Source organism: Wolbachia endosymbiont (group B) of Pilophorus perplexus (genome assembly GCF_964028155.1).
Classification (GTDB): domain Bacteria; phylum Pseudomonadota; class Alphaproteobacteria; order Rickettsiales; family Anaplasmataceae; genus Wolbachia.
Genome location: NZ_OZ034754.1, coordinates 1,337,000 through 1,363,705, shown reverse-complemented (window position 1 = coordinate 1,363,705; position 26,706 = coordinate 1,337,000). Strand labels below are relative to the sequence as shown.

The window sequence follows — 26,706 nt, the reverse complement described above, 5'->3', positions numbered from 1 at the left end:
TTATTGTGAGATGATTAAAGTAAAAAGTAATTTAAAGTGATGGTTGACTACGAGCATTATGGAATCCCTACATTTCGTGATGAATCTTGTCTTCTTTCTCTCTCTCTATCAATATGAGGAGTGTTGCTTTTTTGATTAACGGCTTCAGTTTTGTTTTGCAACTTCCCCTTTAATTCTTCTCCAATTCCTGATTTTCTAGATTTATCTATACTTTCACTACTTTTGCTCAAACCCTTCTCCAAGTCTTTTTCAATATCCGATTTTCTAGCGTTAAGCTCTTTCCATGTACCCGCTATGCTAAGTGGCTTATGATCCTTCTGCTTCGGCTTTGGCCTTTCCCCATTTGTAACAACATTAAAGTCGCTTTTTACTTCTTTCCAACATTCTTTCAATTGGTGTTTCCACATAGTAAGATAAGCATCACCATACTTTTTCTCATTTGCTACAAATAATAAAATTGGAACCTTAAGTATTGTAGCTCCCATATTTACTAAATTTTTTACTACCACTGCAGGAGTGAAAAAAAGATAACCAAAAGATTTTGCAACTCGATTTTTTCTAGCTATCAAATTCTCTCCTAATTTCATAGGAATGAAAGTCAGCATTCTAGCACAAATCTTAGCTAAACCCGCAGCAAAAACAATAGGAACAGATATAAGACTTTTATCTAGCTCTAGATTACCATCCTGATCTCTAATTTCTGAAAAATGGGTGCTTAGCTTCTTGTAATCACTAGCGTATAGTAATTTTCCATTTCTTCCTTTTTCATCTCTATCTTTCTCATCAACTTCTCCCGTTTCATCATTGATGAAGCAACCTTTTTTAGCAAGAAAAGAAGAATTAGTTAATCTAAGTAACTTAGTATCAACCTCAAAGATCGGCAAGTGTTTTTCAAGATCTATTTTTGAAAACTTAAATGGATTATAAAATTTACTATAATCATTAACCTCACGCCTACCTTTACTAACTAAAAAGTCAATAGTAAAGTAAGATTTTTTATCAATTTCCTTAACCAAGGCTAGATCAAATTTGTATTCATTATATATAAGCTGGTACTCTGGATTTCCGTCTTTATCTTTTACAAGCTTGTCATTTTTTTTTACAACTCTCCCAGAATCTACAATCTGATCATAATTTTTTGGATATTGACACTTTCGTCCATCCTCATATATCATTACCTTTCTAAGGTCTTTGACATAAACTTGAGACTCAGATGAACTAAATAGATCCTTCACCTTTAGCGTAAGGTCTATTCCCCACTTTTTCAATGTCTCTAACATATTGCTAAACCAAAATCGCTATAGTTCAATAATAAAACTAGTACACTAATAATATATTAACATAGAACTGGCAACTTTACAAGAAAATATGCCTATAAAAGAAAAAAGTCGTAAAAGCAAGGACTATATAAGTAATGCTTGATAAGTATTTCATGCATGTAATTGTAAAAATCCTTAGAGGTACGCTGTCTATATAATCTTCACACACTACCTGCATTCCAAGAACTGCATGCCAAAAAATGCAAAACACTAGTATAACAAAAAACAAAAGCTCTAGTGGATGATTAATAGCCTGAAATAATTTTTCATTAAAAGATAAAGGGCTATCAACATAAAATGTGCAAGAAAATGAGTAAATAAACCAAGGAAATAAAAATAACAAAATCACCGCAGAAACACGCTGGATCCACCAATGATGTACTGAATTTAAAGATTGACTCATATAAATATAAATAAAAAAGCAATAGTAGAAAGAAATAGCATTATTGTTAGTAACATAGCACTTTTTAAAACACTAGCAATTTCTAAATTAAGCCCAGCATCCCACAATAAATGACGAATACCATTAAGAAAATGATACATAAAGCTTACAAAGCATAAGATATAAGCTAATTTAGCAACAGGAGTGAACAATAATGCATTTAAGCACCTTACTATAATTAACTTAGGGGAGTAAACATATAATATAAAATACCAAGAAAGTATGATTAATAAAAGAAATAGCAAGATACCAGTCAATCTATGCATGATAGAAAAAAAACTAGTAACTTGGACTTTATATATTTGTAAATGTGGGGAAAGAGGCCTGTTACTCATAAAATTTCGTTATCGAGAAATTAAAAAATAAAGTAGAAGTAAAGACAGCAGTATAGTACATAATGACACTATTATTTGAAATGGTGAATTACGTACAAAGCCTAAGGAGGTAATCCAGCTGCAGATTCCCCTACTGCTACCTTGTTACGACTTCACCCCAGTCACTGATCCCACTTTAAATAACTCCTTCCTTGCGGTTAGGCCATTAGCTTCGAGTGAAACCAATTCCCATGGCGTGACGGGCAGTGTGTACAAGACCCGAGAACGTATTCACCGTGGCATGCTGATCCACGATTACTAGCGATTCCAACTTCATGTACTCGAGTTGCAGAGTACAATCCGAACTGAGATGTCTTTTAGGGATTAGCTTAGGCTTGCGCACCTTGCAGCCCATTGTAGACACCATTGTAGCACGTGTGTAGCCCACTCCATAAAGGCCATGATGACTTGACATCATCCCCACCTTCCTCCAGCTTATCACTGGCAGTTTCCTTAAAGTACTCAGCATTACCTGATAGCAACTAAGGATGAGGGTTGCGCTCGTTGCGGGACTTAACCCAACATCTCACGACACGAGCTGACGACAGCCATGCAACACTTGTGTAAAATCCGGCCGAACCGACCCTATCCCTTCGAATAGGTATGATTTCCATGTCAAGAAGTGGTAAGGTTTTTCGCGTTGCATCGAATTAAACCACATGCTCCACCGCTTGTGCGGGTCCCCGTCAATTCCTTTGAGTTTTAATCTTGCGACCGTAGTCCCCAGGCGGAATGTTTAACGCGTTAGCTGTAATACAGAAAGTAAACTTCCCATATTTAACATTCATCGTTTACAGCGTGGACTACCAGGGTATCTAATCCTGTTTGCTCCCCACGCCTTCGCGCTTCAGCGTCAGATTTGAACCAGATAGACGCCTTCGCCACTGGTGTTCCTCCTAATATTTACGAATTTTACCTCTACATCAGGAATTCCTCTATCCTCTTTCAATCTCTAGATTAATAGTTTTAAAAGCAATTCCAAGGTTAAGCCTCGGGATTTCACTTTTAACTTATTAACCAGCCTACGCGCCCTTTACGCCCAATAATTCCGAATAACGCTAGCCCTCTCCGTATTACCGCGGCTGCTGGCACGGAGTTAGCCAGGACTTCTTCTGTGAGTACCGTCATTATCTTCCTCACTAAAAGAGCTTTACAACCCAAAGGCCTTCTTCACTCATGCGGCATGGCTGGATCAGGCTTTCGCCCATTGTCCAATATTCCCCACTGCTGCCTCCCGTAGGAGTCTGGACCGTATCTCAGTTCCAGTGTGGCTGATCATCCTCTCAGATCAGCTATAGATCATTGCCTTGGTAGGCTATTACTCCACCAACTAGCTAATCTAATATAGGCTCATCCAATAGCAATAAATTTTTCCCCCGTAGGGCGTATACGGTATTAGTTGCCGTTTCCAACAATTATTCCATACTACTAGGTAGATTCCTATACATTACTCACCCGTCTGCCACTAAGTTATACCATAGCAAGCTACAATATAACTCCGTTCGACTTGCATGTGTTAGGCCTGCCGCCAGCGTTCATTCTGAGCCAGGATCAAACTCTCAAATTTAGACTTCAACCTATAAAAGGTTGAGGGTACATCGGATAAATCCGACAAGAAATAATTTAGCTTAATACTGCTGTCTTTATTTCTACTTTAGAAATATTTTAATCTCCAACTATTCAAACAACTCTAAGAATATTATTATGTGATATAATCACTATGTCAATATGTTTTTGCAAATCAAAAGCATTAATGTATAAATATATAACTATTTGGAATATTACCATGAAAAAATACATCTTTCTGCTTGCACTCGCGCCAATGTTAGTTGGCATCACATTATACTTATTGCGCAACATTGATAACACAAAACAATCTATAACTGCAGGTGACAAGTTTTACGAAGTATTATTCTTAAAAAAAGATAATAAGTCACTGCTAGAAGAAATAGATTCAAATTGGGAGTATTTAGCAAATTTTGAACGCGCATTCAATCATATCTCAGATTCAATGCCAACAGACACAGCATCTATTATTTATAATGATTTGGCAGACGATAAAGATGCTCCTGATGTTTTGCGTGAGTTAGCACAATACTTAGAAGTAATGAGCTTACTTCACTCCAGCGGTGAAAAAACAAATAGAGATAAAATTAGTAATTTAGAATCAAATGCAGTGTACCCTTATTCAAGCCAAGAAGCTATCGCTATAGTAAAGATACACAGTAACGACATTAAAGGTGCAATTGAAATATTGCATTCATTATTAAATGATAGAGAATGTCCGACTCTAATCAAGGCCAATGCACAAGAATTACTTCGGATATACGAAAACTAAAAAACTTGCTTGCATAACAATTTGGCAGCGCATCTAATGAAATAAAGAACTTTACTTGACAAACCTCCCTATTTTATTATGGCACTAAAAGTATTTATGACTCAAAATTTGTTTTTGACTGTAGGATCAATCACAAAATCCAGTAAAAACTTAGGTGTTTATTGGTAGATTACATAAAATTATAGCGGTTTTTTAAATTTTTTCTATATTCAGCCAAGTCGCGCTTGTTAGAACATTATTACAGCACCACTTACAGCAATATAGAGTCAAAATTTCACTACTCAGAGGTTCCTTTTACCTTTTTATTTAGTAAGACTTCTCTATATTTATAGTTAATATATCAAAGAATAAACTTCACTAGCAGAATGTCATTCTAGCACTAAAATGACAAAAAGAGGATAAAATCGCAATAGTATGTATCAAGCACCGTTGTATTTTCTCTATATTTTAGATTATTTTGTTTACCCCCCTCCCTTTACCATTCAGCTACGCAGATAGTTACTACAAACCGTAAAGATGTTTAAAAGAAATCTAATTTTTTATCAACTCATACATTTCATTACCAACTTCACAACAAGGTTCTGCAGTTGGATAAAAATAATCAAAAAAGAAATAATCCTTTAGTATTTCTGTGCTGCATCCAGAATTATAGTAAGTATCAAGCCTTCCTTTAAATATCAACAAGAGTATCTTTATACTTTTTCCAAATCACCCTACCCTAAACTGGTCTACGATGTTTGATAGGTATGCATCTCGATCATTTAACCCTTTGCTCTTATATTTACCAAGCATACTTTTCATTTTAGAGTTAAGATCGAATGCTTTTATTTCAAGATCTGCACCTTTCTTCATATAATCTAAATTATTAGCTAATTTTGTATTAAAACTCTGTGTAAGCTGTTGCAGCCAGCTCTCTTGCTTTTCGTCTTTATTAAAGCTAGTATCAAACCAACCTCAGTCACATTTGCAACAATCACATGCTTTACACCATATTCATTTAGAACCAAATGCATTACATATTTCACTAACCGCTTTATTTCAATACTTTTTCTGCTTTAACATTGTTATAAGCAGTGGCACCCATAATATTATTTCCTCGATTATAATGAAAAATAAAATCTCCTTTACCTACGTCTGGATGATGTTTAATTACTGCGTTTAGTTAATCAGCTAAACGAAATTTATTGAGGAAATAAGAAAAAATAGGGTTAAGAATTTCAGATGCTGTTGCATATAAAATCGCATAGTTATGACCTTGCTGTTCATAGTATCGATCAAAAAATGAGCATCTCCATGATGACTTAAATTCTTCTAAACCTAAATACTTTGATACATATTCAACAACAGTAAGGCCATTGCTAAAAATCCTCCTTAATAAAAAGGGGCATTAAGTTTCACGTTTCTTACAAAGGATAAGTTATTAAAATTTCAATAATTACACCATTATCAGATAAACTATCACCCAGAACACAAAAATTTTTACACTTTGAATTAGAGTTATTATTTTTATTTGCCATAACATTCAATATCTAATCATACTGCTCTATAAAGCCTATAAAAAAAGAAAAATAGGGTGAAATTATAGAACTTTGGCTGAATTTTACCTATTTTTTGAGCAGCCCTTCTGCCTTAAAAGAAACCTCTAAGTTTTTTAGCACGGCTTGGATGTTTCAACTTACGTAGTGCTTTTGCCTCTATTTGCCTAATTCTTTCACGTGTAACATTAAAAATTTTTCCTACTTCTTCTAAGGTATGCTCCTTTCCATCTTTACCAAGGCCAAAGCGCATCCTTAGAATTCTTTCTTCTTTTGGTGTTAAAGTTGCAAGAACATTGGTCGTAATACCACGCAAGTCGGCAAGTATTGCAGCATCCTCTGGTTTAGAAACTCGCTTATCTTCTATACAATCACCGAAGGTACTACTATCATCCTTTCCTGTTGGAGCTTCAAGACTTACCGGATCTCTTGCTATCTTCATAACTTTGCGTATTCTTTCTAGCGACATCGCCAATTCTATACTCAATTCCTCTAATGTAGGCTCTCTACCCATTTCATGAGTCATCTTTCTTAATGCTTTGTTGATTTTACTGATAATTTCCACCATATGTACTGGTATTCTAACTACTTTAGACTGTTCAGGTATTGCCCTAGTGATTGATTGTTTTACCCACCAAGTACCATAAGTCGAAAATTTATACCCACGTTTGTAATCAAACTTATCCACAGCCTTCATAAGACCAATATTACCTTCTTGTATCAAATCAAGCAGATCAAGGCCTCTTTTTGAATACTTTTTAGCAATCGAAACCACCAGCCTTAAATTAGCCTTAATCATTTCTTGCTTTGCTTGAGAGACTTCTTGTTCATGTTTCTGTATTCTCTTGATTACCTTCTTAAACTCCTGAACTCTATCTCCTTGTACATAACTCTTAATATTGCTTAAGGCACTAGCTATATACTCACAGCTATCGTTTATAAACCTTAAGAATTTATTTTTTAATTCACCTGTAAAAAGAGATTGATTTTCATTAATCTTGAGAAAACTTATTTCACTAAACTCGTGCTCTAAAAGCACATCATCATAAACATTATAAAAACTTTCTCTATCAATATCGTACTTTCTAGCTTCAGTAATAAGATTAGCTTCTTCAAACGTGATTAGTCTATTTATTTCGTAAAGTTTTTGTGTAATTCTGGTAATAGCAGCATCACTAAACTGAATTTGTAATGCTACAGACCATATTTGATTATATAAATTTTCTAGCTCATTAGAGAAATCTTTAGAATTTTTTTTCAATACCAATGCTTCATTTGTTAAAGCAATGATCTCATCCAATGCCGTGATAACCTTTGGCAATAAATCACTTTCCATTTCAAGAACAGAAATATTTAAGTTAGCTGAACTTATGTCTTCACTCTCATTTCCCTTTTCATCATTACCTTTTTCCTCATCATTAACACAATCTCTAACATCTTCAGCTTCACTTTCTTCTTTGTCTACCATATTGAAATCAGAGTTATAAATTGCATCCAGATTTATAATTTCTCTCAGTAAAAAAGTTCCACCACTTAAATCATCACGCCATGTTTTGATTATTTTGAATGCCACTGATGTTTCAATTATTGCACGTAACATGTTATGCTTTTCAGATTCAATTTTTTTTGCTATCTTAATTTCATCTGCTCGTGACAAAAGCTTTACAGAGCTCATATCCTGTAAATACATCCTTACTGGATCATCGTTTTGCACTAAAGTTGTAGTAGTATTCAACGATGTCTCATCATCATCAAGCTTATTACCATCATTATTAGAAGGAGCTTCTTCCTCATCTTCACTACTTTCGAGTATGTTAATTCCAGAGTCTTGCAATAAAGCTATAGTGTCATCTATAAAATCAGTTGAAAAATTTTCATCTGACAACTTATCATTTATATCATCAAAAGTGATAAAACCGCCCTTTCTTATACTTTTGGTTACAAGATCTTTGATGATCTTTTTCCTATCTTCCGTACCATTAATAGTTGACATCATTACCTTTACAGTTTATAATTTTATTTCTTATTTATCAAATAAACTTACAATTAGCAAGCTTATAGTTTTATTCTTAATTTATAGTTACTTGCTACTTCATATAGTTTAAGATACTATCAATTTATTCACATTCTTCTTAATCAACTAATCTCTCTATTCTTACTAATATGGACAATCCAACTGAAAATGTTGCAATTCCAACCACTATAGCAGTAAGCATTAAGACGTGAGGTATAGGATTGGTATATAAGTGAAAATTTGAAGTCAATATAGGAGGTAAAGAATTTTTTACATACCCTAAAGATATGTAAAACAACAAAACAGATGATTGTAAGACACTTAATCCCATCATTTTTTTGATTAAGTTTTTATCATTTACAATGATATAGAAAGCTAGCACCATTAATATAGTAATGCCTACATAATTATATAGAGTCATTGTTTTTTCTTGCGAGCAAAATTTATATATATGATTAACATGGAAGAAGAGACGGTAAGCAATACACCCAGCTCCACTAAGAAAATACCCAATTTTTGACCTGTTCTACTATCAGCTGACAATATACTATAGGATAAAAAATTTTGGCCAAATAAAACTGTTATAATACCAGCTCCTCCATAGGTTAAAATACCTAGTACGTTAGTAAATTTGATAATAGAGTAAGGTATTGCTTTTAAAGTTGTAGGTATATCAAATAACATAGAATATAATATTATCCCAGAAGCAATAATTATTCCCGCCTGAAAACCTCCACCTGGAGTATAGTCACCATGAAACTGTATGTATAAACCAAAAAAAATGATAAAAGGTATCATCAAAAATGTTACTGCACTTAATACCGGATCTTTAATCACTTTCTTTCTCTTCTAATATTAACATTATACAAAGTGCAGCAGTAAAAACTACTATAGTTTCTCCAAATGTGTCATAGCCACGAAAGCTTGCTAAAACAGCTGTCACTATATTAGGAATACCAATAGCTTTTTCAGTATTTTCTACATAATAAGGAGCAACGTGCAAGTGAACTGGAGCATTATGACTGCCAAAATCTGGTAATTGAATCATAAAGTATGATAAACATGCAGTCAAAAATAACATAAAAAAAAGTGTTGTGGGGCTATGAGATAAATTTGCTTTGTAATTCTTTACCAAAGAGAGTGCTGCAAACGTAAAGACTGTGCTCAATCCTGCACCAACAGAAGCTTCAGTAATTGCAACATCTGGCGCATTCATAATCAAGTACATAAGTGCAATAAGTGAACTAAATACACACATTAGAACAGCACTTACAACCAAATGTTTCGAAAGAACTATAAAAACTGTAACCGTGAGTAACAGCAAAAGTAATATTAGATTCAGTATTTCTAGCATCTTAACCTTCTTTAATAGTCTTTACTTTTATAATAAGTACGCGCTAAAATATAACTGTTAGTTGAATTGGCTATCCATATTATAAAAATCAATAATATAACTTTAATAGTATTGATTGAAAATTCATTTTGCCAAGCAAAACCAATCAACAACAACATTGCGCCACTAGAATCTGCAATACCTGCAGCATGTAGTCTAGTATAGAAATCAGGAAATACTACTACTCCTACGCTTGAAATGACTATTAAACAAACACCTAAAAATATGAGAATGGATGCTACCATAAATTATCAAAACAACATTAATCTCATTAGCGCTATAGTTGATATAAAGCTGATGCTAGCATATAGTAATGCTATATCAATTAAAAAAAAATCATTCAGAACAATCGATATTGCTGTTATGAGTAAAACTAATTGTGTTGATAAATTATTGAATGCTAAAATCTTATTGTAAACGTCACTTGACCTAAATACTATACAACATAACATTACACTCATACAGAACAAAAGCACATAGATAGCAATACTAATCATTTATAAACTATTATAACCTCTGTAGATTTCTAAATCGGTACTTCTTCACCACTATCTTGATCATCTATTTCATCATCGTGGCTTTCTTGACTTACATCCAGACTTGTGTTAAGTTGATGATCAGAAAAATTTAACAAATTTGCTAGCTTACTTGGACTATTAATATAAGTATTATCTGTGTTTCCTTTCATGTGCTCCTTGCACCTTTTCACCAAAAGGTTAAACAACTCATGAGTATTCACCTTCTTTTCTGCTATTTCATATAAAGAAACTATCGTATCCTTATGATCTTTAAACTTAACCATTTCAACGGGATCGCTTGCCCCTGTACTCAAATCATGCGTTCTTTGACTTGCTAGCAGAACCAATTTAAAACGGTTGTGTACCTGTTCTACACACTTTTCTACAATAGACTCAACCATAAAATACCACCTTGATAAGCTTTATACTATATCACAAAAAATAAGATGTCAACTTCAGATCTATTGAGATCCAATTCTACATTCTACTTTTTCTTCTTTAGCTTTTACTGATTGATTTTCTGTTATTGTAATTGTTATCTCATGATCAAGCTTTTTCAAAAAACCTAACAGTCTCTCTAAAGAAAAACCACTTATCTTACCACTTTTAATTTGTGACACCTTTGGTTGATCAATACCAAGTTTCTCAGCCGCACAAGCTTGAGTCCAAGTATTTTTTCCTATAATTTTACTTATTATGCTCAGCAATTTTTTTTTTATTGCTTCACTATCCAGATTGTTTAATGATATTGTTTCCATAATTTTTACTCTCACATACCAACTAGCTTTATTAAATATTATATCATAATATTTAATATACCAATATATTAATAGTATATAACTTGTCAATAACTATCTGATACTCAAAATTTTAAATTGACTATAATTTTTATCAAAATACTAGTAATTTCAAACTATTATTTTGTAAAAAACTTACTATTAAAGAGAATAAGTTGAAATTGCAAAGTTTAAAATACAGAAATAATCATTTTACAAACTCGTTTTAGAGACTGTACATGATCTCAAGAAAGGAATAAACCGGAGATAGAGTATGTAAATTATGGAAACAGAGCAAGATGAGTAGGAGAAAAACTGAGTAGAGTTCTGTAGAAAGAAACAAAATCAAGAAGATTTAGGATATATTTTACATAGTGTTACAGGTCCTAAAAAGTGGCTTCAGTGAATCAACAATGTTTTCAAAATGGCAAGATTATTTTAATAAATGAAGTAAAAAACATAGCGGAAGTAAAGAAAGTGTTTTGAAATATATATAAAAAAGTAATTGCAAAGAAACAAATAAAAGGATGTAACTGTAGAAATCTTTGCCGTATTGTCAAAAGGTAAGTCTCTAATACTCTTATAGAAAAGTGTAGACAATTGTGATAAGCAAAATTCAATACTAGCTTACAAATCGTCTTCTTGCTTCCACCGCTTTGCTTCTAAAAAGATTATGAATAGACCCTTATATCCGAAATTTATACCTCTATATTTTAATATAGGGATTCATTTCAATTTTTAAAGTTTCTATTTAATAAGAATGCTATATCATATTCGTAATTTAATTTAAATATCTGTTGCTTCTGAAATACTATTTGGTTAGTAAATAAAATCATGTCTAATACAGAAAAAATGAAAAAGGATGTTGCTGTAATTATGGGAAGCGAGTCGGATTATGGCACTATGGTGCATGCTATTAACCTATTAAAAGAATTGGAAATTTCACATGATGTATTTATAATATCCGCACACAGAACACCAGAGAGACTCTTTAATTTTACTAAGTCTGCTCAAGAAAAAGGCTTTAAGGTTATTATAGCTGGTGCAGGAGGAGCGGCTCATTTACCTGGTATGACTGCATCGCTTACTTATTTACCTGTTATCGGTATTCCTGTGCATAGCAAGCAATTAAATGGGCTAGATAGTCTATTATCTATAGTGCAGATGCCAAAAGGTGTTCCAGTTGCAACAATGTCTATAGGAGAGAGTGGAGCATGCAATGCCGCTATTACTGCTGCATCTATATTGTCGATTTCTAATAGTGAAATTGCAGATAGATTAAAAAAATGGAGAGAGGGGCAAACTAAAGCAGTAAAAGAAAAACCAACATTATAATGGCAATAGTTCTTTTAGATACAAAAACCATAAATCGTATAGCAGCAGGAGAGGTAATAGAAAGGCCTGCAAGTGTGGTAAAGGAATTAGTGGAAAATGCAATAGATGCCAGAAGCTCAGAGATAGAAATTAAGATAGAAAGTGGTGGGCGTAACCTCATTACTGTAATCGATGATGGTAGCGGAGTAAAAAAGGATGATTTAGAACTTGCGTTTATGCGCCATGCTACTTCAAAATTGAGTGACAGTGAATTGATAGAGATCAAGCATCTTGGCTTTAGAGGAGAAGCTTTGCCTTCAATTGCAGCAGTAAGCAGAATAAAATTATCATCTAAGGCAAGCAAAGCAGATCAAGCATGGTCTATAAGGTATGAGGCTCACTTTTACCCACAATTTTGAGAGGTCATGATGTGAAGCATAACTATGCTCTCCTTAAGATTTTCATAGCCCCGCCATAGAGTCATAGCCCCTGGTAAATTATCACTTTTTCTATTCATAAATCCACCTAATTTTCCTAACCAAATAATAGCTTGTTTTATGTTTGGAGGTTCTTCTGGTAATGTAGCTACTTTATGCTCACGTATGAAAAGGGCCTTCCACTCTTCATTGCTTAAAATTTTAGTACAGGTTTCCATGGTGCGCCAAGAAGTGCTTGGAGAACAGTTGGTGAAAATCCAACACAAACAAAGTCTAGCCAACAGTTTGGAACAGACCACTATGTTGCATGAGGTAACGAGTGTAATAGAGCTAGTGGGATGGACAATGCAGGGTACAACGAAAGTGAAGGGATTGAGTTCCGAAATACCTGAAGACATAGAGGTCGACATTTTCATGGCCATGGAAGACAGCATGAAGGATAGCGTAAAGGCAAGTTATCACTCACTCTATCGGGATCTGAGACCGTGCCATGTATTGAAATGGACTTCAAGTGAACTTGGGAGATCCTATGCATTCCTACAAAGGTACGCTGGAACAAGTCAACAAAGGCAAGAACTAGCGGAAGATGCAGGGGAAGTCGGACTGATTGATAGTACTCAGAATGTGGGAAAGCCACGTACAAGGGGAAGCGATCAGCAATATAGTAACTGGAATAGGGATTGCTAGGCCAATACAACGGAGGTTGGAATAACATGCAAAATAAACTAAACCAGATAGCAGTAAGAGCAAAGCAAGATAAGCGACTAAAATTCACATCGTTAGTCCATCTGATAAATACAGAGAATCTTGCGAGATGTTATAAAGAACTGAAGCGTAACAAGGCTTGTGGAGTAGACCAGATAACAGTGGAATCATACGGAGAAAATCTGAATGAGAAACTCGAAGTGCTAGTAGAAAGTATGAAGAGGAAGCAATATCAACCACAACCAGTAAAGAGGGTATATATACCGAAAGCTGGAAGTAAAGAGAAACGCGGACTCGGAATACCATCGACCGAGGATAAATTAGTACAGATTATGCTGAAGAAGATACTAGAAAATATTTACGAGGCAAACTTTCTGGACAGCTCATATGGATTTCGACCTGGAAGAAACTGTCATCAAGCGGTAAATGCACTAGATAAAGCAGTTATGTACAAGCCAATAAACTACATTGTAGAAGTGGATATCAAGAAGTTCTACGATAATATACAGCATAAATGGCTAATGAGATGTCTAAGGGAACGAATAACTGACCCAAATTTGCGGTGGTTAGTAAAGCGGTTTCTCAAGGCAGGGATAGTCGAAGCTGGAAATTATGAAGCAACAAAACAAGGTACACCCCAAGGTGGTATAGTAAGTCCTGTATTAGCAAATATATACTTACATTATGTGTTGGATTTATGGATAGAAAAGAAATTTAAACCAAGATCCAGAGGATATATACAACTAATAAGGTTTTGCGACGATTTTGTGGTTTGTTGCGAAAGTAAGGTAGACGCGGAAGAATTTCTGGAATTACTGAAACAAAGGCTAAATAAATTTGGGTTGGAAGTATCTGAAAACAAGACCAGAGTAGTAAAGTTTGGCAAGAGGGAGTGGCAACAAGCGATAAGAGAGAAACGAAGGACGGAAAGTTTCAATTTTCTGGGGTTTACGCACTATGGTGCAAAAAGTCGTCGTGGTAGATTAATAATGGGACATAAAACCTCAAAGTTAAATCTAGCCAGAAAACTAAAAGAAATCAAGGAGTGGTTGAAAATAGTCCGCGGAAGTATTCGACTTAAAGCTTGGTGGCAAGTACTGAAGGCTAAATTAACAGGACACTATAACTACTTTGGTATTAGCGGAAATTATTGGTGTTTGAAACAATTTTACACATCAGTAAGAAAGCTAGCATTTAAATGGATAAATCGGCGTAGTCAGAAAAAGAGTATGACCTGGGAACAGTTTGTACACTACGTAGAAGTAAATCCATTACCAAAGCCAAAAATACATTTTTCTTTATATGCATAAGAGGGACGACTGTGAAAACTAATATTGATGAGCCGTGTGCGGGAAATCTGCAAGCACGGTTCTTTAGGGGGAGTTGTAGTAATAAAACTCAAACGAGAGGAGTAAAGCTACAGCTTCTACCGAACGGATTTGATAAAGCGACTTTTGTTAAATATAAAATTTTAAATGCAATAATGCTCTTTATAGCAATTAATTTCTGTAGCCTTTCCTTTGTAGTTAAACGAGAGCTTTCTATTTTACATCCTGATTTTAAAACCCTGAAATACTCCTCAATTTTCCATCTTAGCTTATACCAATTTATCCTTTCTATAGCATCTAAAGTGCTATTAACTGGTACATTAGTCAACAAAGTCCAATCAATAGCTTCCAATCCTTCAGGAGGATTTGTTTCTTTTGCACTTACCACATATACAGGGATTTTATCACTTATTTTATGCACTCTGTCTTTTGATCCATAAATTGAAGAAGATCTGATAGGTATATAGCCTTTCATATACTTAACTTCAATATTAGCTTTCCTTGATCTTTGGTTTCTACCTTTATTAACTTCTAGAGAAATTTTCTTCTTTACTGGCAGTTGAGTGATGCGTGTTTGCAAATCTGTTTTTCCAATTTCAGTGCAGATAAATCTTCTATTAGTTCGATTACGGATTACATAAAAACTACCTAATGTCTCAGTGATCCATAAAAATTTGAAGATATCTGCCTCTCTATCACCAAGGGTAACAAGTTGTACATTTGCAGGAAGGTTGTTTATGCTTTCTTTGAGAGCTGTTATCCACTTATAACTTTCTTTTTCTTCTATGGAGGTACGGTATTTCCTGTTTGCTTTTTCTTGTGACGTTTCTTTTTCCCTAATAGAACGTGCCCAACATTGTTGAGAAGATAGACCTAAAGGTAATCCGTCTTTGCTGACTATTAAGGCACTGTGCAACAGTAAACCCATTTTATGCTTCGTATAAGCTTTAGAAATACTACCTAGCCTCTTGGTTTTTATATGAGAGTCAAAATCCAAATAACTTGTATCTTGAACTGAAAAAACAAACTGATTTCCTTTCATTCTCTCCATAGTTTCTTTGTAATGGGAAGAATAAATTTCCTTATCCTTAAGCTTTTCATTGCTAAATAATCTGTATGCACCCTTAGCTTCTTTCCATCCACTACAGCTTTGATTAATTGATCCAGACGCCTTACCCTCTATACAATAGCCTGTTTTAATAAGTCTCTTATTAAGTCTTGTATCTCCTAAATTAACGTGTTTTAACTCTCTTTCCAGCCATTTATCCCCTAAGCCATCAGTATATTGCACATTTGTACTTACTTCACTCATTTTAATCCCAAATTTATTTGGTATCCATTTTACTCGCTTTTTTATTTGTGGGTAAAAGTGAGGTTGAAAAAGGAGTGAATGTAAATGCAGCAGATGTAGGAGGATATACAGCACTGCACCTAGCGGTAACGGAGAAACGTCTAGAAATCGTGAGAGAATTGATAAAATCAGGAGCAGAAGTAAATGCTGAGGAATATGGAAATAAATGCATACCTCTACACCTTGCGTGCATGGTAGGAGAAAAAGAAATAGTGGAGGAGCTAGTAAAAGCAGGAGCAGAAATAGAGCAAGCAGATAAATTTGGAATGACAGGGATGGATTATGCGAAAACCAGTAAAGAAGTAACTGAAGTATTGAAGAAAGAAATAGACAGAATTGAAAAGCTATTTATGAAGGGCTAAAAATATGGAGAAAGAAGTAGAAAAGAAAGTAATGAATTTAGAGAGAAAACCTTTGGATGAACTGAGAAAAATATGGAAGAAGGTATATGGGGAAGAGGCGCCTAGATACTCAAAGAAATATCTGATACCGAGACTAGCATATAGAATACAGGAGGAAGCGTATGGAGAAATGTCAAGAAAAGGAACAAAAAGACTAGAGTATCTAGCAGATCGGCTAGAGAAGGGAAAAAGAATAAGTAGTGACAAACTGCCAGTAGCAGGAACAGAGCTAATATTAGAGAGAGGGGAAGAAACGCATGCGGTAATGGTAACAGACAAGGGTTTAATCTACAGAGAAGAATTTTTTACGTCATTGTCAGCAGTGGCAGGAAAAATAATGGGAATGAGCTACAACGGACCTTTATTATTTGGGATGCGTGATAAAAATGAAAATTGAAGAGAATAAAATGCTAAAAGAAGTAAGGTGTGCGATATATACAAGAAAATCAAATGAGGATGGACTAGAACAAAAGTTTAACAGTCTTGATGCGCAACGTGTAGCATGTGAAAAATATATAAAAAGCCGAGAAGGATGGGTAGCATTGGCAAAAAGGTACGATGATGGCGGATTTTCAGGAAAGAATTTAGAAAGACCAGCAATAAAGGAATTATTTGAAGATGTTAAAGGAGGAGAAGTAGATTGTGTAGTAGTATATACTCTGGATAGGCTATCAAGGGAAACAAAAGATAGCATCGAAGTAACATCATTTTTTAGAAGACATAGAGTAAATTTTGTAGCAGTAACGCAGATATTTGATAATAATACGCCAATGGGAAAATTTGTACAAACGGTATTGTCAGGAGCAGCACAACTAGAAAGAGAGATGATCGTAGAAAGGGTAAAAAATAAAATAGCAACATCAAAGGAGCAGGGGTTATGGATGGGTGGAACTTTACCGCTTGGATATGATGTAAAGGATAAAGAATTAATAATAAATGAGAAAGAAGCAAAAGTGGTAAGTTATATATTTGAAAGATATTTGGAGCTGAAGTCAATGGCAGAGTTGGCAAGGGAACTAAATAGTCAAGGTTACAGAACAAAATTAGATATCTTTAAAAAGGCAACAGTAAGGAGAATAATAACAAATCCAATATATATGGGAAAGATAAGACATTATGAAAACCAGTATGAGGGAAAGCATGAAGCAATAATAGAAGAGGAAAAGTGGAAAAAAGCACAGGAATTGATAAGGAATCAACCATATAGAAAGGCGAAATACGAGGAAGCGCTATTAAAGGGAATAATTAAGTGCAAGAGCTGTGATGTAAATATGACGCTGACATACTCAAAAAAAGAAAATAAAAGGTACCGATATTATGTGTGCAATAACCATTTAAGGGGGAAGGATTGTGGATCAGTGAACCGAACAATAGTTGCTGGAGAAGTGGAAAAAGAAGTGATGAAGAAAGCTGAACAGCTATATGAAAAATGGGGAGAAAAAGCGGAAGAGTGGAAAAATTTAAGCTTTGGAAAGCAGAAAGAAGTAGTGAAAAAGTTAATAAAAGCAGTATTGGTGAGAGAGGATGGAATAGAGTTATGTTCTGAATCAGAGGAAAAATTTATATCAATAAAGAAGAAAGGAAACAAATGTACAGTAGTAGAGCCAGAAGGAAAAACAAATAATGCATTGCTAAAAGCAGTGGTGAGAGCTCACCTATGGAAACGGCAACTAGAGGAAGGAAAATACGCAAATATAAAAGAGCTGAGTGCCAAAATTAATATAGGTACAAGACGTATACAGCAAATTTTAAGATTGAATTATTTAGCTCCGAAGATTAAAGAAGATATAGTAAATGGGAGACAGCCAAGAGATTTGAAATTAGTTGATTTGAGAGAAATACCGATGCTGTGGAGTGAGCAATTGGAGAAATTTTATGGATTAGCAACCTAATTGAACAATTAATAAGTTGTTAATATAACTAATTTATAAAATTAAATATTGTAGAGCAAGGAAAGTAATGCCAAAGTTTAAAAAGATTAAGAACGCAAAAAATGTAATCTATGAGCTGGCAGGTGATCAGGATAATTTTACCAATGAAGATAAAAAAAAGCTTTTCAAGCTGTTAAAGAAGATAGAAAACGGTGAAAATATTAGTGGAAAATTTAATAAATCTAATTACAACACGCAGAAACTTCTTACAAAAAAAATAATTTACAAGGATGAGAAAAAGGAAGGGACTCTGACGCTACTGTGCCACTCTGTGTTCTATAAAAATAATCAAGCTTTTGAGGAGCTTTTACAAGAAGCAATAAATCAAGGAATCTTAAAGGATGTTCTTAGTGAGGAATTGATCCAAAAATTGCCGAATGGTCTAACAATAACTTACACTGCACTGGTATCCTGCATATTAGAGGAAGATAGTAAAGCTATTAGAGCAGTTCTAGAAGCTTCTAAAAAGAATGGTATTTTAAAAGAAATTCTCAACCAAAAAGTGAAAGTAAAGAAAGCAGAAGGTAAAGAGATAAGCCATACACTACTTGACTATGCTAATAAACACAATTGCAAAGAAAGTGCACTGATTCTGAAGGAGTTTGAGGAAATTCTGAATATAGAAGTTGAAGCTGCAAGTAGTAATGTTGAAACTAGATGTGAGGGTATCAATAAAGACTGTAGAGATCTTGAAATACACGAAACTATGTTTGCAAATAGTGAAGAAACCCAAAATATTTCAACAGGAAGCAAAGATATTAAGCCCACATGTGAAACCAGTGTAAAAGAGGAAAACAAAGACGAAGAAAATTCTTTAAATTTTATTACTGATGAGCAAGAAGAAATCGTTAATATATTTGAGAAAGATGCAGAAAATAACACTGAGTGGCACAGAGAAAATCGTCATACAAATCAACCCATCTGTAAAATCAATAAGAAAGACCAAAATACTTTTACGCAAACTAATATGCAAGAGCCAAATAGGTCATTTCAAGCTGAACCATATTTTCATATTAGATCTAGCATTACCAAAGATAAAAAATCATCAAATCAACCCATTTTAGCTGGAGTTATTGGTGCAGTGTTATTAGTAAGTGGTATTGTGTTTTATATTATGGAAATACATATACTAGGGATAGTTATTGGAATTGCTGGGTTAGCTTGTGTAAGTTTTGCATTGTGCAGTAATTTAGAACCTAATACCAGGCTTGAAAAAGTAGAGCGTCCTACTATCCATTCTTCAAACCCAAATTATGGATTAGATTTGAGGTAAGTTATTGGTGCGCCAAGAAGTGCTTGGAGAACAGTTGGTGAAAATCCAACACAAACAAAGTCTAGCCAACAGTTTGGAACAGACCACTATGTTGCATGAGGTAACGAGTGTAATAGAGCTAGTGGGATGGACAATGCAGGGTACAACGAAAGTGAAGGGATTGAGTTCCGAAATACCTGAAGACATAGAGGTCGACATTTTCATGGCCATGGAAGACAGCATGAAGGATAGCGTAAAGGCAAGTTATCACTCACTCTATCGGGATCTGAGACCGTGCCATGTATTGAAATGGACTTCAAGTGAACTTGGGAGATCCTATGCATTCCTACAAAGGTACGCTGGAACAAGTCAACAAAGGCAAGAACTAGCGGAAGATGCAGGGGAAGTCGGACTGATTGATAGTACTCAGAATGTGGGAAAGCCACGTACAAGGGGAAGCGATCAGCAATATAGTAACTGGAATAGGGATTGCTAGGCCAATACAACGGAGGTTGGAATAACATGCAAAATAAACTAAACCAGATAGCAGTAAGAGCAAAGCAAGATAAGCGACTAAAATTCACATCGTTAGTCCATCTGATAAATACAGAGAATCTTGCGAGATGTTATAAAGAACTGAAGCGTAACAAGGCTTGTGGAGTAGACCAGATAACAGTGGAATCATACGGAGAAAATCTGAATGAGAAACTCGAAGTGCTAGTAGAAAGTATGAAGAGGAAGCAATATCAACCACAACCAGTAAAGAGGGTATATATACCGAAAGCTGGAAGTAAAGAGAAACGCGGACTCGGAATACCATCGACCGAGGATAAATTAGTACAGATTATGCTGAAGAAGATACTAGAAAATATTTACGAGGCAAACTTTCTGGACAGCTCATATGGATTTCGACCTGGAAGAAACTGTCATCAAGCGGTAAATGCACTAGATAAAGCAGTTATGTACAAGCCAATAAACTACATTGTAGAAGTGGATATCAAGAAGTTCTACGATAATATACAGCATAAATGGCTAATGAGATGTCTAAGGGAACGAATAACTGACCCAAATTTGCGGTGGTTAGTAAAGCGGTTTCTCAAGGCAGGGATAGTCGAAGCTGGAAATTATGAAGCAACAAAACAAGGTACACCCCAAGGTGGTATAGTAAGTCCTGTATTAGCAAATATATACTTACATTATGTGTTGGATTTATGGATAGAAAAGAAATTTAAACCAAGATCCAGAGGATATATACAACTAATAAGGTTTTGCGACGATTTTGTGGTTTGTTGCGAAAGTAAGGTAGACGCGGAAGAATTTCTGGAATTACTGAAACAAAGGCTAAATAAATTTGGGTTGGAAGTATCTGAAAACAAGACCAGAGTAGTAAAGTTTGGCAAGAGGGAGTGGCAACAAGCGATAAGAGAGAAACGAAGGACGGAAAGTTTCAATTTTCTGGGGTTTACGCACTATGGTGCAAAAAGTCGTCGTGGTAGATTAATAATGGGACATAAAACCTCAAAGTTAAATCTAGCCAGAAAACTAAAAGAAATCAAGGAGTGGTTGAAAATAGTCCGCGGAAGTATTCGACTTAAAGCTTGGTGGCAAGTACTGAAGGCTAAATTAACAGGACACTATAACTACTTTGGTATTAGCGGAAATTATTGGTGTTTGAAACAATTTTACACATCAGTAAGAAAGCTAGCATTTAAATGGATAAATCGGCGTAGTCAGAAAAAGAGTATGACCTGGGAACAGTTTGTACACTACGTAGAAGTAAATCCATTACCAAAGCCAAAAATACATTTTTCTTTATATGCATAAGAGGGACGACTGTGAAAACTAATATTGATGAGCCGTGTGCGGGAAATCTGCAAGCACGGTTCTTTAGGGGGAGTTGTAGTAATAAAACTCAAACGAGAGGAGTAAAGCTACAGCTTCTACCGAACAAAATCTTGATTTTTTTAGCTAAGTCTAATCGAATTTAAAAGATGCTCATTAACTTTTCCATCGTAAATCTCGTAATTATAAGTTATCGATCTCTTTTTAATTATTAATACATAATTCAGGTTTCAGGAGTTATAACCTTTCTTATAATAGTCCGAATGCGATAAGACATATGTTGATGGCTATATATAGCCAGTAGCGCATGATGATCTGTTGGGACTATTGTAAAAAGTTCTATAACTACTATTTTTGAGTTTGACCATACTTAGTTAAAAAAGTCAAAATTTTCAATAATTTATCTGAAATCTAATCCAGAATTCGAATTTTATGAGAGCAATACTTCTACGTTTGTATAGCAATCACAATCCTCGTTTAAAGAGTAAGATTGGTCAATTAATGTAGCCATTTTCCTACCTTTTCCACTACTTGTTAATTCATATATATCAGCTGAATAGTGACATGGACAATTTGGATTAGCAGTCCCTTCTGTGATAAAAAACGATGGCTTATGATTAAGCAACTTGCAGAAATTTGGTTTATATTCCTTTCTCATACAGTTTAAACTTATATACTTATATTCATCTGAAACGTTTGAGTATTGTGAATCATACTTTTTATGTTCAAAAAACTCATTACCCAAGAAATTACAAAATGTTAATTGATAATCATCATTACTACTGGACTGAACAACTTTAAGGTAATGAAAATCTCTAGGAATTTCTACCTCTTTTTCTTTTGTAGTATAGTTATGTATGAGAAACTCATTGTTAAACATATGATAGACAATTTTCGGTAAAGTAGATATACACTCACCATTTTCTACTTCATACATATCATACTCCGATAACTTCTCTTCTTGCTGAAAAGTCAAACTCTGTCCGGCCTTAATTGAACTTTCTGTTGTTTCTGATATACTACACTCCTTAGTCTTAGTTAAGCTTTCTATTATTTTTGATATCTCACTGATTTCTATATCATGTTTATTTTTTGTGTATTGATATTTATAGCAACTACCATCTTTACACACCGGAAGACAGTTTCCATTTTTGTCTGATACAAAGATATTATCTTCTTCTATTGTAAAATAAAGCCTACCTTCTTCTCCTTTAATCTTCTGTAGTGCTGGATCATCTTCATTATAAAAATCAATGAAGGACAATATTCCAGTTAATGTACTCAAATCATCATTTAAATAAGATAATCCGAGAGCAAAGTCTGAGATACTACTCCCTTCCTTCAATACAATATTTATTTCTTGTGTTTTAATCGTTTCCAAAATATCACTTTTTTTTTCACTAATAATATCTCCCTGCTCTATAACTAGGTCCTTTACTTCGCCATTTGTGTTGTGCACCTTCAGAGGCGAGGCTCCTTTATATAAAAATATTTTATCACCCTGCTTCTTTAACTTTAAACCATTAGTATCATCACCCAGCTCAGCCGTACCAATGTGTGAATGGATAGTATATTTGTTATTATTGTGCTTTAATCTTTAATATGTAGTAGGCAACTCAATTAGCTTTTTATAAAGTGGATTCTTATCGTCTATTTCAAATGTATACTTTTTCATGCTATTACCTTAAATAACCAACAACTTGCTGATTAATAGCACTGAGGCTACTAGGAGGAGAGACATAACTCATAAAACTCCTTGGCTGTTCATTATTTGCCACTATGTTTTCAGTATTAACGAAAGCTCTTTGCTGCTCATTTAATCTTTTTTCCATATGATCTCTAAAAGTAGACAAACATTTACTAGTTTGTTTGTAATTAGGGAGTGATTTTTTCGCAGTTACACACAAGAACTTCAACAACTCGTTATGATTTTCATCATTAAGTAATGACTTATTGACAATGGTTGACTGCAGTTCTACTGGATCAAAATTTAGACTTTTCTTTGAAATGCCAAATTTCACAGCTGTTGCTCCTAATACTTCTTCAAATTTTGTTACAATATCTGCTGCATCTATTATTTTTGCCACTTCCTGTATTTCATTTTTTATTTTATATTCATCCTGTCCTGCCGCAGGGTAAAAGAAATTTATTACTTGAGATATAAATGAAGTTGGTCTGCTTGCTCCGCTTGTCACTGGTGAGTTTATTATTTCCCTCTTATCTCTTTTCTCTATAACACAACTTGTATCATCAGGCTGTATTACACAGAACATCTTTTGTGTTTGACTATAAAAAGTTTGAGTATTAGATTCTGAGACAGATGCATCACTTGCAGATTTTTTGCTAGCATTGCAGAAAACTTCAGCTTTCTTTGTGAAGTTTTCTGTTTTATTGTGTAGTTCTATAATGTTATCATTAGCATTTTTAGCTTCTTTAGCAAAACTTTCTGAAGCATTTTTGGCTACCTCTGCTGAATCTTTAGCATTCAGAGTTTCATTCTTTACTTTTTTTATCTCATACAAAAACTTATCAGCTAATGCAGCACCTATTCCATCTTCTCCCTTGGGACCTGGTATTCCCGTTAGACCAGTATCTCCTTTACTACCCTTAAGACCAGATCTACCAACCTGACCTTTAGGTCCTTGCAAACCTATCTCTCCCTTAGGTCCTGGCAACCCATCTGATCCTTTTGGACCTTGCAATCCATTCGCACCTGGACCTCCTTTCTCACCTTTAGAACCTATCTCTCCTTTCTCACCCCTATCACCTTTTATTCCCATAGCCCCTTCTAATCCTTTAGGACCTATATCTCCTTTTTCCCCTTTTGGACCTTGGACTTCTCCTGGATTTTTCCTTAGTTCTTCTGAAATGCTTTGTGTTAGCTCGGTATTATTTGCAAGTTTTTCTACTAATGTATGATTAGCACCACGTAGTAACACATCTGCTAGCTCTTCCATTCTGTTATCAGCTAATGCAATAGCTATTCCTGTTTGAATATCTTGATTACTAATGATTCTTCCTGTAACTTGCTTCTCTAATACTAAATCTCCGCCTTGGTCACGGTATTCAAGCACCTCATTAGCAATAGTTCCATTATTAATTAATTTTTGTGCAACTTCTTCAGGACTTGTATCTCTACCTTTATCACCTTTAGAGCCAGTATCTCCTTTGAAACCAATATTTCCTTGATCACCTTTAAGACCAGGTACACCTGGAGCTCCAATATCTCCTTTAGGACCTAAGTCTCCTTTCGAACCTGGTAACCCATCTGATCCTCTTGGACCAATATCTCCTCTCTCACCTTTTAGACCTTTAGAACCAGGCTCACCTTTCCAACCCCTTGGTCCCTTCGTTCCACTTTCACCTCGCACACCTTTATCACCCTTTAGTCCAGGTGTACCTGGTATTCCAGTATCTCCTTTCGTTTGTCCAGGATTTTTTCTCAACTCTTCTGCTACTCCTTTTTGTAAGGCCAGATCATTAACTAAGATCTTTTTACCTTGATTATCTTTTGCTTCTAGTACTGCTCTTCCTAGTTCACCTACTTTTTTAGTGTCAAGGAACTGATGAACAATATTTTCAATTATTGTTTTTGTTGCGCTTGCATTGCCTTTTAATTGAGCATAATCAAGCAAGGACTGAATTAATTTTTCCTCGTTTATTTCTTTCTTCACCATTTCTAGAGCTTTTATTTGCTCATTTAAATCACTATGAATCAGAAGATACTTAGCAAGTCCCCAATTACTTACCTTATCTTTTACAAGAGTTTGAGCTTCTTTCTCGCTCATACTACTTCTACGAACAAGTAGTTCAGCAAGCTTTTCTGCAAAATTTTCATATTTATTGAAGGCCATAGAGTCTGGATTATTTTTCTTTGTGGCATCACTTGTTACCTTACTCACAGTATCTTTTACAATGTTTTTTGCTTCCTCTAAAGAAAGTTTATTTACTACTCCTTCAGTAAATTTTACTGCATCAATTTTATTCACAAATTCCTGCGAGTGGATATTAATCTTATCGGCAATCTGAGTTGCAAGATTTTTACCTATGATACCCTTTGTATTAAGAACTGCTTCCACTAACTCAGCTTTTTTACTAGTAACTAATTCAGTTGCAATTTCTTGAGCATTTGGGGTATCCCCCTTATTCCCTTTTTGCCCAGGAGTCCCCGGTTTACCAGGAATACCATCAAGACCTGGAATACCCGGAGGACCAATAGGTCCGGGTTCACCTTTGTTACCTGGGTAACCCATTATTCCATGTTCACCCTTCGGACCTGGAAAACCTCTCTCTCCTTTCTCTCCAGGTCTACTATCCCATACTAATTCTCCGGGCTCACCTTTTTGGCGGCCGTAGGAGCCTGGAAGACCTCGCATACCCCTTTCACCTGGCTCACCTTTTAAACCGGGTACTAATGCTATGCTATTATTTAAACTTTTAACTATTCTTTCTAAATCTTCAATTCTTTGTTCTAATTTTTTATTATTCACAGTAACCTCCAGATCATGTAAATAGTAGTAATAAGCGTATAAATAGTGACTCTGCTGGTCAAACTCCTCCTCCTCATCATCATCATCATAATCTGTATAAGCATATTCTCCTTGCTCAAAGCTCTCAGGTGTCAGAGCATAAAATCTCTCACATTTACCATACTTACTTAACATGCATCCTACATAATTGTCATTATTCAATCTTTTTATTCTAAAACGAGGATTAGTCTTTTTAAGACTAAGATTAGCACCAAATTGATCTATGGTATCGATAGAAACATTTCCAGAGAATAGCTCTAATTTTTTATTACTAAAGCTAGTAGCAATATTATTCAATATCCCAATTTTATTACCACGTATACCATATACTTCAGCACTTTTATAAGTACTTGATAGCACTTCTTCTGGTCCCCTTAGAAAATTCTTTCCAACGCCTATTCTAAGTCTCTTATCAGGCAGCTTTTCAAGCTCTTTTAAGACAAAATCTATGTCTTGATTACTCATTATATCTTTTGGATCTACTAGAACCCTACTATTTATTAGCGGTACAAAATTGACTGAACACTCTCCATCATAAGAGAGAATATAATCCTGACCTTGATATTTTATGAAATTGCTAGGTATAGAATTAAAAGTAGCTATTTTGACAATATTTGTATCATTATAGTAAACATAATAATAATATTGATCTTCATTATTAACTAGAACCAACTTATAATCACTTTCTACTTTTTCTAGCTTTAAGTATAGCTCTTGTTGATAAAAATTAGTTAGTATACTGTTCGTAGGGTTCATCTTGAAATTAGAGATGATAAAATGGTGATGTTTATCAAAGATATATGACGTATAAGGTAAATTAATCTTTTCTTCATCATTTATTTTGACAGTTACAAGCTTATTTTTACCATCACAAAAAGCACCTCCCGGCTCTAAATTAAAACGCATC

General features: G+C 34.6%; 26 protein-coding genes, 1 rRNA gene and 2 pseudogenes. 12 read left to right on the top strand and 17 right to left on the bottom strand.

Going from position 1 to position 26,706, the window contains the following annotated elements; genetic code table 11:
* Positions 1-56: 56 nt before the first annotated feature.
* The 4 genes from ABWU28_RS06630 to ABWU28_RS06615 all read right to left on the bottom strand — a co-directional run bounded on the left by ABWU28_RS06630 (position 57) and on the right by ABWU28_RS06615 (position 3,702).
* A complete protein-coding gene (locus tag ABWU28_RS06630; RefSeq protein WP_353275183.1) occupies positions 57-1,280 on the bottom strand; it encodes a hypothetical protein in 1,224 nt (407 codons plus the stop codon).
* Positions 1,281-1,356: 76 nt separating this feature from the next.
* Positions 1,357-1,722: a succinate dehydrogenase, hydrophobic membrane anchor protein gene (gene sdhD, locus ABWU28_RS06625; RefSeq protein ID WP_353275182.1), complete on the bottom strand. Its 366-nt coding sequence runs from the start codon at positions 1,720-1,722 to the stop codon at positions 1,357-1,359.
* Positions 1,719-2,096: a succinate dehydrogenase, cytochrome b556 subunit gene (sdhC, locus tag ABWU28_RS06620; protein ID WP_353275181.1), complete on the bottom strand. Its 378-nt coding sequence runs from the start codon at positions 2,094-2,096 to the stop codon at positions 1,719-1,721. Before sdhC ends, sdhD begins: the two co-directional genes overlap by 4 nt.
* Positions 2,097-2,198: 102 nt before the next feature.
* Positions 2,199-3,702, bottom strand: a 16S ribosomal RNA gene (locus ABWU28_RS06615).
* Between the two features lie 153 nt (positions 3,703-3,855).
* Between ABWU28_RS06615 and ABWU28_RS06610 the strand changes: the two genes are divergently transcribed.
* Positions 3,856-4,473: a hypothetical protein gene (locus ABWU28_RS06610; RefSeq protein WP_029237695.1), complete on the top strand. Its 618-nt coding sequence runs from the start codon at positions 3,856-3,858 to the stop codon at positions 4,471-4,473.
* A 708-nt stretch (positions 4,474-5,181) separates the two neighbouring features.
* On the opposite strand, the gene ABWU28_RS06605 is transcribed toward ABWU28_RS06610, so the two are convergent.
* From ABWU28_RS06605 to ABWU28_RS06565, 9 genes are all read right to left on the bottom strand, one after another.
* Positions 5,182-5,325 carry a hypothetical protein gene (locus ABWU28_RS06605; RefSeq protein WP_007302443.1) on the bottom strand — a complete coding sequence of 48 codons (144 nt, stop codon included), beginning with the start codon at positions 5,323-5,325 and terminating at the stop codon, positions 5,182-5,184.
* A 777-nt stretch (positions 5,326-6,102) separates the two neighbouring features.
* Positions 6,103-8,001, bottom strand: a complete 1,899-nt coding sequence (gene rpoD / locus ABWU28_RS06600) for an RNA polymerase sigma factor RpoD (protein WP_353275180.1) — start codon at positions 7,999-8,001, stop codon at positions 6,103-6,105.
* A 139-nt stretch (positions 8,002-8,140) separates the two neighbouring features.
* Entirely contained in the window at positions 8,141-8,443 is a 303-nt protein-coding gene (locus ABWU28_RS06595; RefSeq protein ID WP_052264668.1) for a cation:proton antiporter subunit C, read from the bottom strand.
* Positions 8,440-8,859 (bottom strand): Na(+)/H(+) antiporter subunit B, encoded by a 420-nt coding sequence (locus ABWU28_RS06590; protein WP_007302439.1) that lies wholly within the window; start codon positions 8,857-8,859, stop codon positions 8,440-8,442. Before ABWU28_RS06590 ends, ABWU28_RS06595 begins: the two co-directional genes overlap by 4 nt.
* On the bottom strand, positions 8,852-9,376 hold the full coding sequence (locus tag ABWU28_RS06585; RefSeq protein ID WP_010404272.1) for a DUF4040 domain-containing protein: 525 nt from the start codon (positions 9,374-9,376) through the stop codon (positions 8,852-8,854). The genes ABWU28_RS06590 and ABWU28_RS06585 overlap by 8 nt, the downstream gene beginning before the upstream one ends.
* Positions 9,377-9,387: 11 nt before the next feature.
* Positions 9,388-9,660 carry a monovalent cation/H(+) antiporter subunit G gene (mnhG, locus tag ABWU28_RS06580; protein WP_012481981.1) on the bottom strand — a complete coding sequence of 91 codons (273 nt, stop codon included), beginning with the start codon at positions 9,658-9,660 and terminating at the stop codon, positions 9,388-9,390.
* Positions 9,661-9,666: 6 nt separating this feature from the next.
* Complete coding sequence (locus tag ABWU28_RS06575; protein ID WP_012481980.1) at positions 9,667-9,912, bottom strand: monovalent cation/H+ antiporter complex subunit F; 246 nt, start codon at positions 9,910-9,912, stop codon at positions 9,667-9,669.
* Between the two features lie 29 nt (positions 9,913-9,941).
* Positions 9,942-10,334, bottom strand: coding sequence for a DNA-directed RNA polymerase subunit omega (gene rpoZ / locus ABWU28_RS06570; RefSeq protein ID WP_007302435.1), 393 nt, complete (start codon positions 10,332-10,334; stop codon positions 9,942-9,944).
* Between the two features lie 60 nt (positions 10,335-10,394).
* A complete protein-coding gene (locus ABWU28_RS06565) occupies positions 10,395-10,691 on the bottom strand; it encodes a helix-turn-helix domain-containing protein (RefSeq protein WP_007302434.1) in 297 nt (98 codons plus the stop codon).
* Between the two features lie 852 nt (positions 10,692-11,543).
* On the opposite strand from ABWU28_RS06565, the gene purE reads away from it, so the two are divergent.
* The gene (gene purE, locus ABWU28_RS06560) at positions 11,544-12,044 is read left to right on the top strand and encodes a 5-(carboxyamino)imidazole ribonucleotide mutase (RefSeq protein WP_007302433.1); all 501 of its coding nucleotides are present in this window, start codon (positions 11,544-11,546) and stop codon (positions 12,042-12,044) included.
* Positions 12,044-12,418 (top strand): annotated as a pseudogene (gene mutL / locus ABWU28_RS06555) (DNA mismatch repair endonuclease MutL); the annotation flags it as partial. The gene purE and the pseudogene mutL, both read left to right, overlap by 1 nt.
* A gap of 8 nt (positions 12,419-12,426) precedes the next feature.
* Here mutL and ABWU28_RS06550 read toward each other — a convergent pair.
* On the bottom strand, positions 12,427-12,678 hold the full coding sequence (locus ABWU28_RS06550; RefSeq protein ID WP_353275179.1) for an IS4 family transposase: 252 nt from the start codon (positions 12,676-12,678) through the stop codon (positions 12,427-12,429).
* 82 nt (positions 12,679-12,760) lie between these two features.
* Between ABWU28_RS06550 and ABWU28_RS06545 the strand changes: the two genes are divergently transcribed.
* Both ABWU28_RS06545 and ltrA (ABWU28_RS06540) read left to right on the top strand, forming a co-directional pair.
* Complete coding sequence (locus ABWU28_RS06545; RefSeq protein WP_353274937.1) at positions 12,761-13,147, top strand: hypothetical protein; 387 nt, start codon at positions 12,761-12,763, stop codon at positions 13,145-13,147.
* Between the two features lie 26 nt (positions 13,148-13,173).
* The gene (ltrA, locus tag ABWU28_RS06540; protein ID WP_353274935.1) at positions 13,174-14,475 is read left to right on the top strand and encodes a group II intron reverse transcriptase/maturase; all 1,302 of its coding nucleotides are present in this window, start codon (positions 13,174-13,176) and stop codon (positions 14,473-14,475) included.
* A gap of 88 nt (positions 14,476-14,563) precedes the next feature.
* Here the strand turns inward: ltrA (ABWU28_RS06540) and ABWU28_RS06535 are convergent, their stop codons facing one another.
* Positions 14,564-15,805 (bottom strand): IS4 family transposase, encoded by a 1,242-nt coding sequence (locus ABWU28_RS06535; protein ID WP_353275178.1) that lies wholly within the window; start codon positions 15,803-15,805, stop codon positions 14,564-14,566.
* Positions 15,806-15,867: 62 nt separating this feature from the next.
* Between ABWU28_RS06535 and ABWU28_RS06530 the strand changes: the two are divergent.
* The 7 genes and pseudogenes from ABWU28_RS06530 to ABWU28_RS06500 form a co-directional block, all read left to right on the top strand.
* Positions 15,868-16,206 (top strand): annotated as a pseudogene (locus ABWU28_RS06530) (ankyrin repeat domain-containing protein); the annotation flags it as partial.
* 4 nt (positions 16,207-16,210) lie between these two features.
* A complete protein-coding gene (locus ABWU28_RS06525; protein ID WP_353275177.1) occupies positions 16,211-16,642 on the top strand; it encodes a DUF2924 domain-containing protein in 432 nt (143 codons plus the stop codon).
* A 10-nt stretch (positions 16,643-16,652) separates the two neighbouring features.
* Positions 16,653-18,137 carry a recombinase family protein gene (locus ABWU28_RS06520; RefSeq protein ID WP_353275731.1) on the top strand — a complete coding sequence of 495 codons (1,485 nt, stop codon included), beginning with the start codon at positions 16,653-16,655 and terminating at the stop codon, positions 18,135-18,137.
* Between the two features lie 67 nt (positions 18,138-18,204).
* Positions 18,205-19,449, top strand: coding sequence for a hypothetical protein (locus ABWU28_RS06515; protein WP_353275176.1), 1,245 nt, complete (start codon positions 18,205-18,207; stop codon positions 19,447-19,449).
* 88 nt (positions 19,450-19,537) lie between these two features.
* Positions 19,538-19,924 carry a hypothetical protein gene (locus tag ABWU28_RS06510; RefSeq protein WP_353274937.1) on the top strand — a complete coding sequence of 129 codons (387 nt, stop codon included), beginning with the start codon at positions 19,538-19,540 and terminating at the stop codon, positions 19,922-19,924.
* A 26-nt stretch (positions 19,925-19,950) separates the two neighbouring features.
* Positions 19,951-21,252, top strand: coding sequence for a group II intron reverse transcriptase/maturase (ltrA, locus tag ABWU28_RS06505; protein ID WP_353274935.1), 1,302 nt, complete (start codon positions 19,951-19,953; stop codon positions 21,250-21,252).
* Positions 21,253-21,263: 11 nt separating this feature from the next.
* Entirely contained in the window at positions 21,264-21,416 is a 153-nt protein-coding gene (locus ABWU28_RS06500; protein ID WP_353275175.1) for a hypothetical protein, read from the top strand.
* Between the two features lie 284 nt (positions 21,417-21,700).
* On the opposite strand, the gene ABWU28_RS06495 is transcribed toward ABWU28_RS06500, so the two are convergent.
* Together ABWU28_RS06495 and ABWU28_RS06490 are read right to left on the bottom strand one after the other, a co-directional pair.
* Positions 21,701-22,729, bottom strand: a complete 1,029-nt coding sequence (locus tag ABWU28_RS06495; RefSeq protein ID WP_353275174.1) for a hypothetical protein — start codon at positions 22,727-22,729, stop codon at positions 21,701-21,703.
* A 220-nt stretch (positions 22,730-22,949) separates the two neighbouring features.
* The gene (locus tag ABWU28_RS06490; protein WP_353275173.1) at positions 22,950-26,705 is read right to left on the bottom strand and encodes a collagen-like protein; all 3,756 of its coding nucleotides are present in this window, start codon (positions 26,703-26,705) and stop codon (positions 22,950-22,952) included.
* Position 26,706 lies beyond the last annotated feature (1 nt).

Coding starts and splice junctions, on each gene's coding strand:
- ABWU28_RS06545 (WP_353274937.1), top strand. CDS start 12,761: ATGTTGCATGAGGTAACGAGTGTAATAGAGCTAGTGGGATGGACAATG.
- ABWU28_RS06510 (WP_353274937.1), top strand. CDS start 19,538: ATGTTGCATGAGGTAACGAGTGTAATAGAGCTAGTGGGATGGACAATG.
- ABWU28_RS06535 (WP_353275178.1), bottom strand. CDS start 15,805: ATGAGTGAAGTAAGTACAAATGTGCAATATACTGATGGCTTAGGGGAT.
- sdhC (WP_353275181.1), bottom strand. CDS start 2,096: ATGAGTAACAGGCCTCTTTCCCCACATTTACAAATATATAAAGTCCAA.
- ltrA (WP_353274935.1), top strand. CDS start 19,951: ATGCAAAATAAACTAAACCAGATAGCAGTAAGAGCAAAGCAAGATAAG.
- ABWU28_RS06610 (WP_029237695.1), top strand. CDS start 3,856: ATGTCAATATGTTTTTGCAAATCAAAAGCATTAATGTATAAATATATA.
- ABWU28_RS06575 (WP_012481980.1), bottom strand. CDS start 9,912: ATGATTAGTATTGCTATCTATGTGCTTTTGTTCTGTATGAGTGTAATG.
- ABWU28_RS06520 (WP_353275731.1), top strand. CDS start 16,653: ATGCTAAAAGAAGTAAGGTGTGCGATATATACAAGAAAATCAAATGAG.
- sdhD (WP_353275182.1), bottom strand. CDS start 1,722: ATGAGTCAATCTTTAAATTCAGTACATCATTGGTGGATCCAGCGTGTT.
- ABWU28_RS06595 (WP_052264668.1), bottom strand. CDS start 8,443: ATGACTCTATATAATTATGTAGGCATTACTATATTAATGGTGCTAGCT.
- ABWU28_RS06490 (WP_353275173.1), bottom strand. CDS start 26,705: ATGCGTTTTAATTTAGAGCCGGGAGGTGCTTTTTGTGATGGTAAAAAT.
- ABWU28_RS06525 (WP_353275177.1), top strand. CDS start 16,211: ATGGAGAAAGAAGTAGAAAAGAAAGTAATGAATTTAGAGAGAAAACCT.
- ABWU28_RS06515 (WP_353275176.1), top strand. CDS start 18,205: ATGCCAAAGTTTAAAAAGATTAAGAACGCAAAAAATGTAATCTATGAG.
- rpoD (WP_353275180.1), bottom strand. CDS start 8,001: ATGTCAACTATTAATGGTACGGAAGATAGGAAAAAGATCATCAAAGAT.
- ABWU28_RS06630 (WP_353275183.1), bottom strand. CDS start 1,280: ATGTTAGAGACATTGAAAAAGTGGGGAATAGACCTTACGCTAAAGGTG.
- ABWU28_RS06550 (WP_353275179.1), bottom strand. CDS start 12,678: ATGGAAACCTGTACTAAAATTTTAAGCAATGAAGAGTGGAAGGCCCTT.
- ABWU28_RS06605 (WP_007302443.1), bottom strand. CDS start 5,325: ATGAAGAAAGGTGCAGATCTTGAAATAAAAGCATTCGATCTTAACTCT.
- ABWU28_RS06565 (WP_007302434.1), bottom strand. CDS start 10,691: ATGGAAACAATATCATTAAACAATCTGGATAGTGAAGCAATAAAAAAA.
- mnhG (WP_012481981.1), bottom strand. CDS start 9,660: ATGGTAGCATCCATTCTCATATTTTTAGGTGTTTGTTTAATAGTCATT.
- ltrA (WP_353274935.1), top strand. CDS start 13,174: ATGCAAAATAAACTAAACCAGATAGCAGTAAGAGCAAAGCAAGATAAG.
- purE (WP_007302433.1), top strand. CDS start 11,544: ATGTCTAATACAGAAAAAATGAAAAAGGATGTTGCTGTAATTATGGGA.
- ABWU28_RS06585 (WP_010404272.1), bottom strand. CDS start 9,376: ATGCTAGAAATACTGAATCTAATATTACTTTTGCTGTTACTCACGGTT.
- rpoZ (WP_007302435.1), bottom strand. CDS start 10,334: ATGGTTGAGTCTATTGTAGAAAAGTGTGTAGAACAGGTACACAACCGT.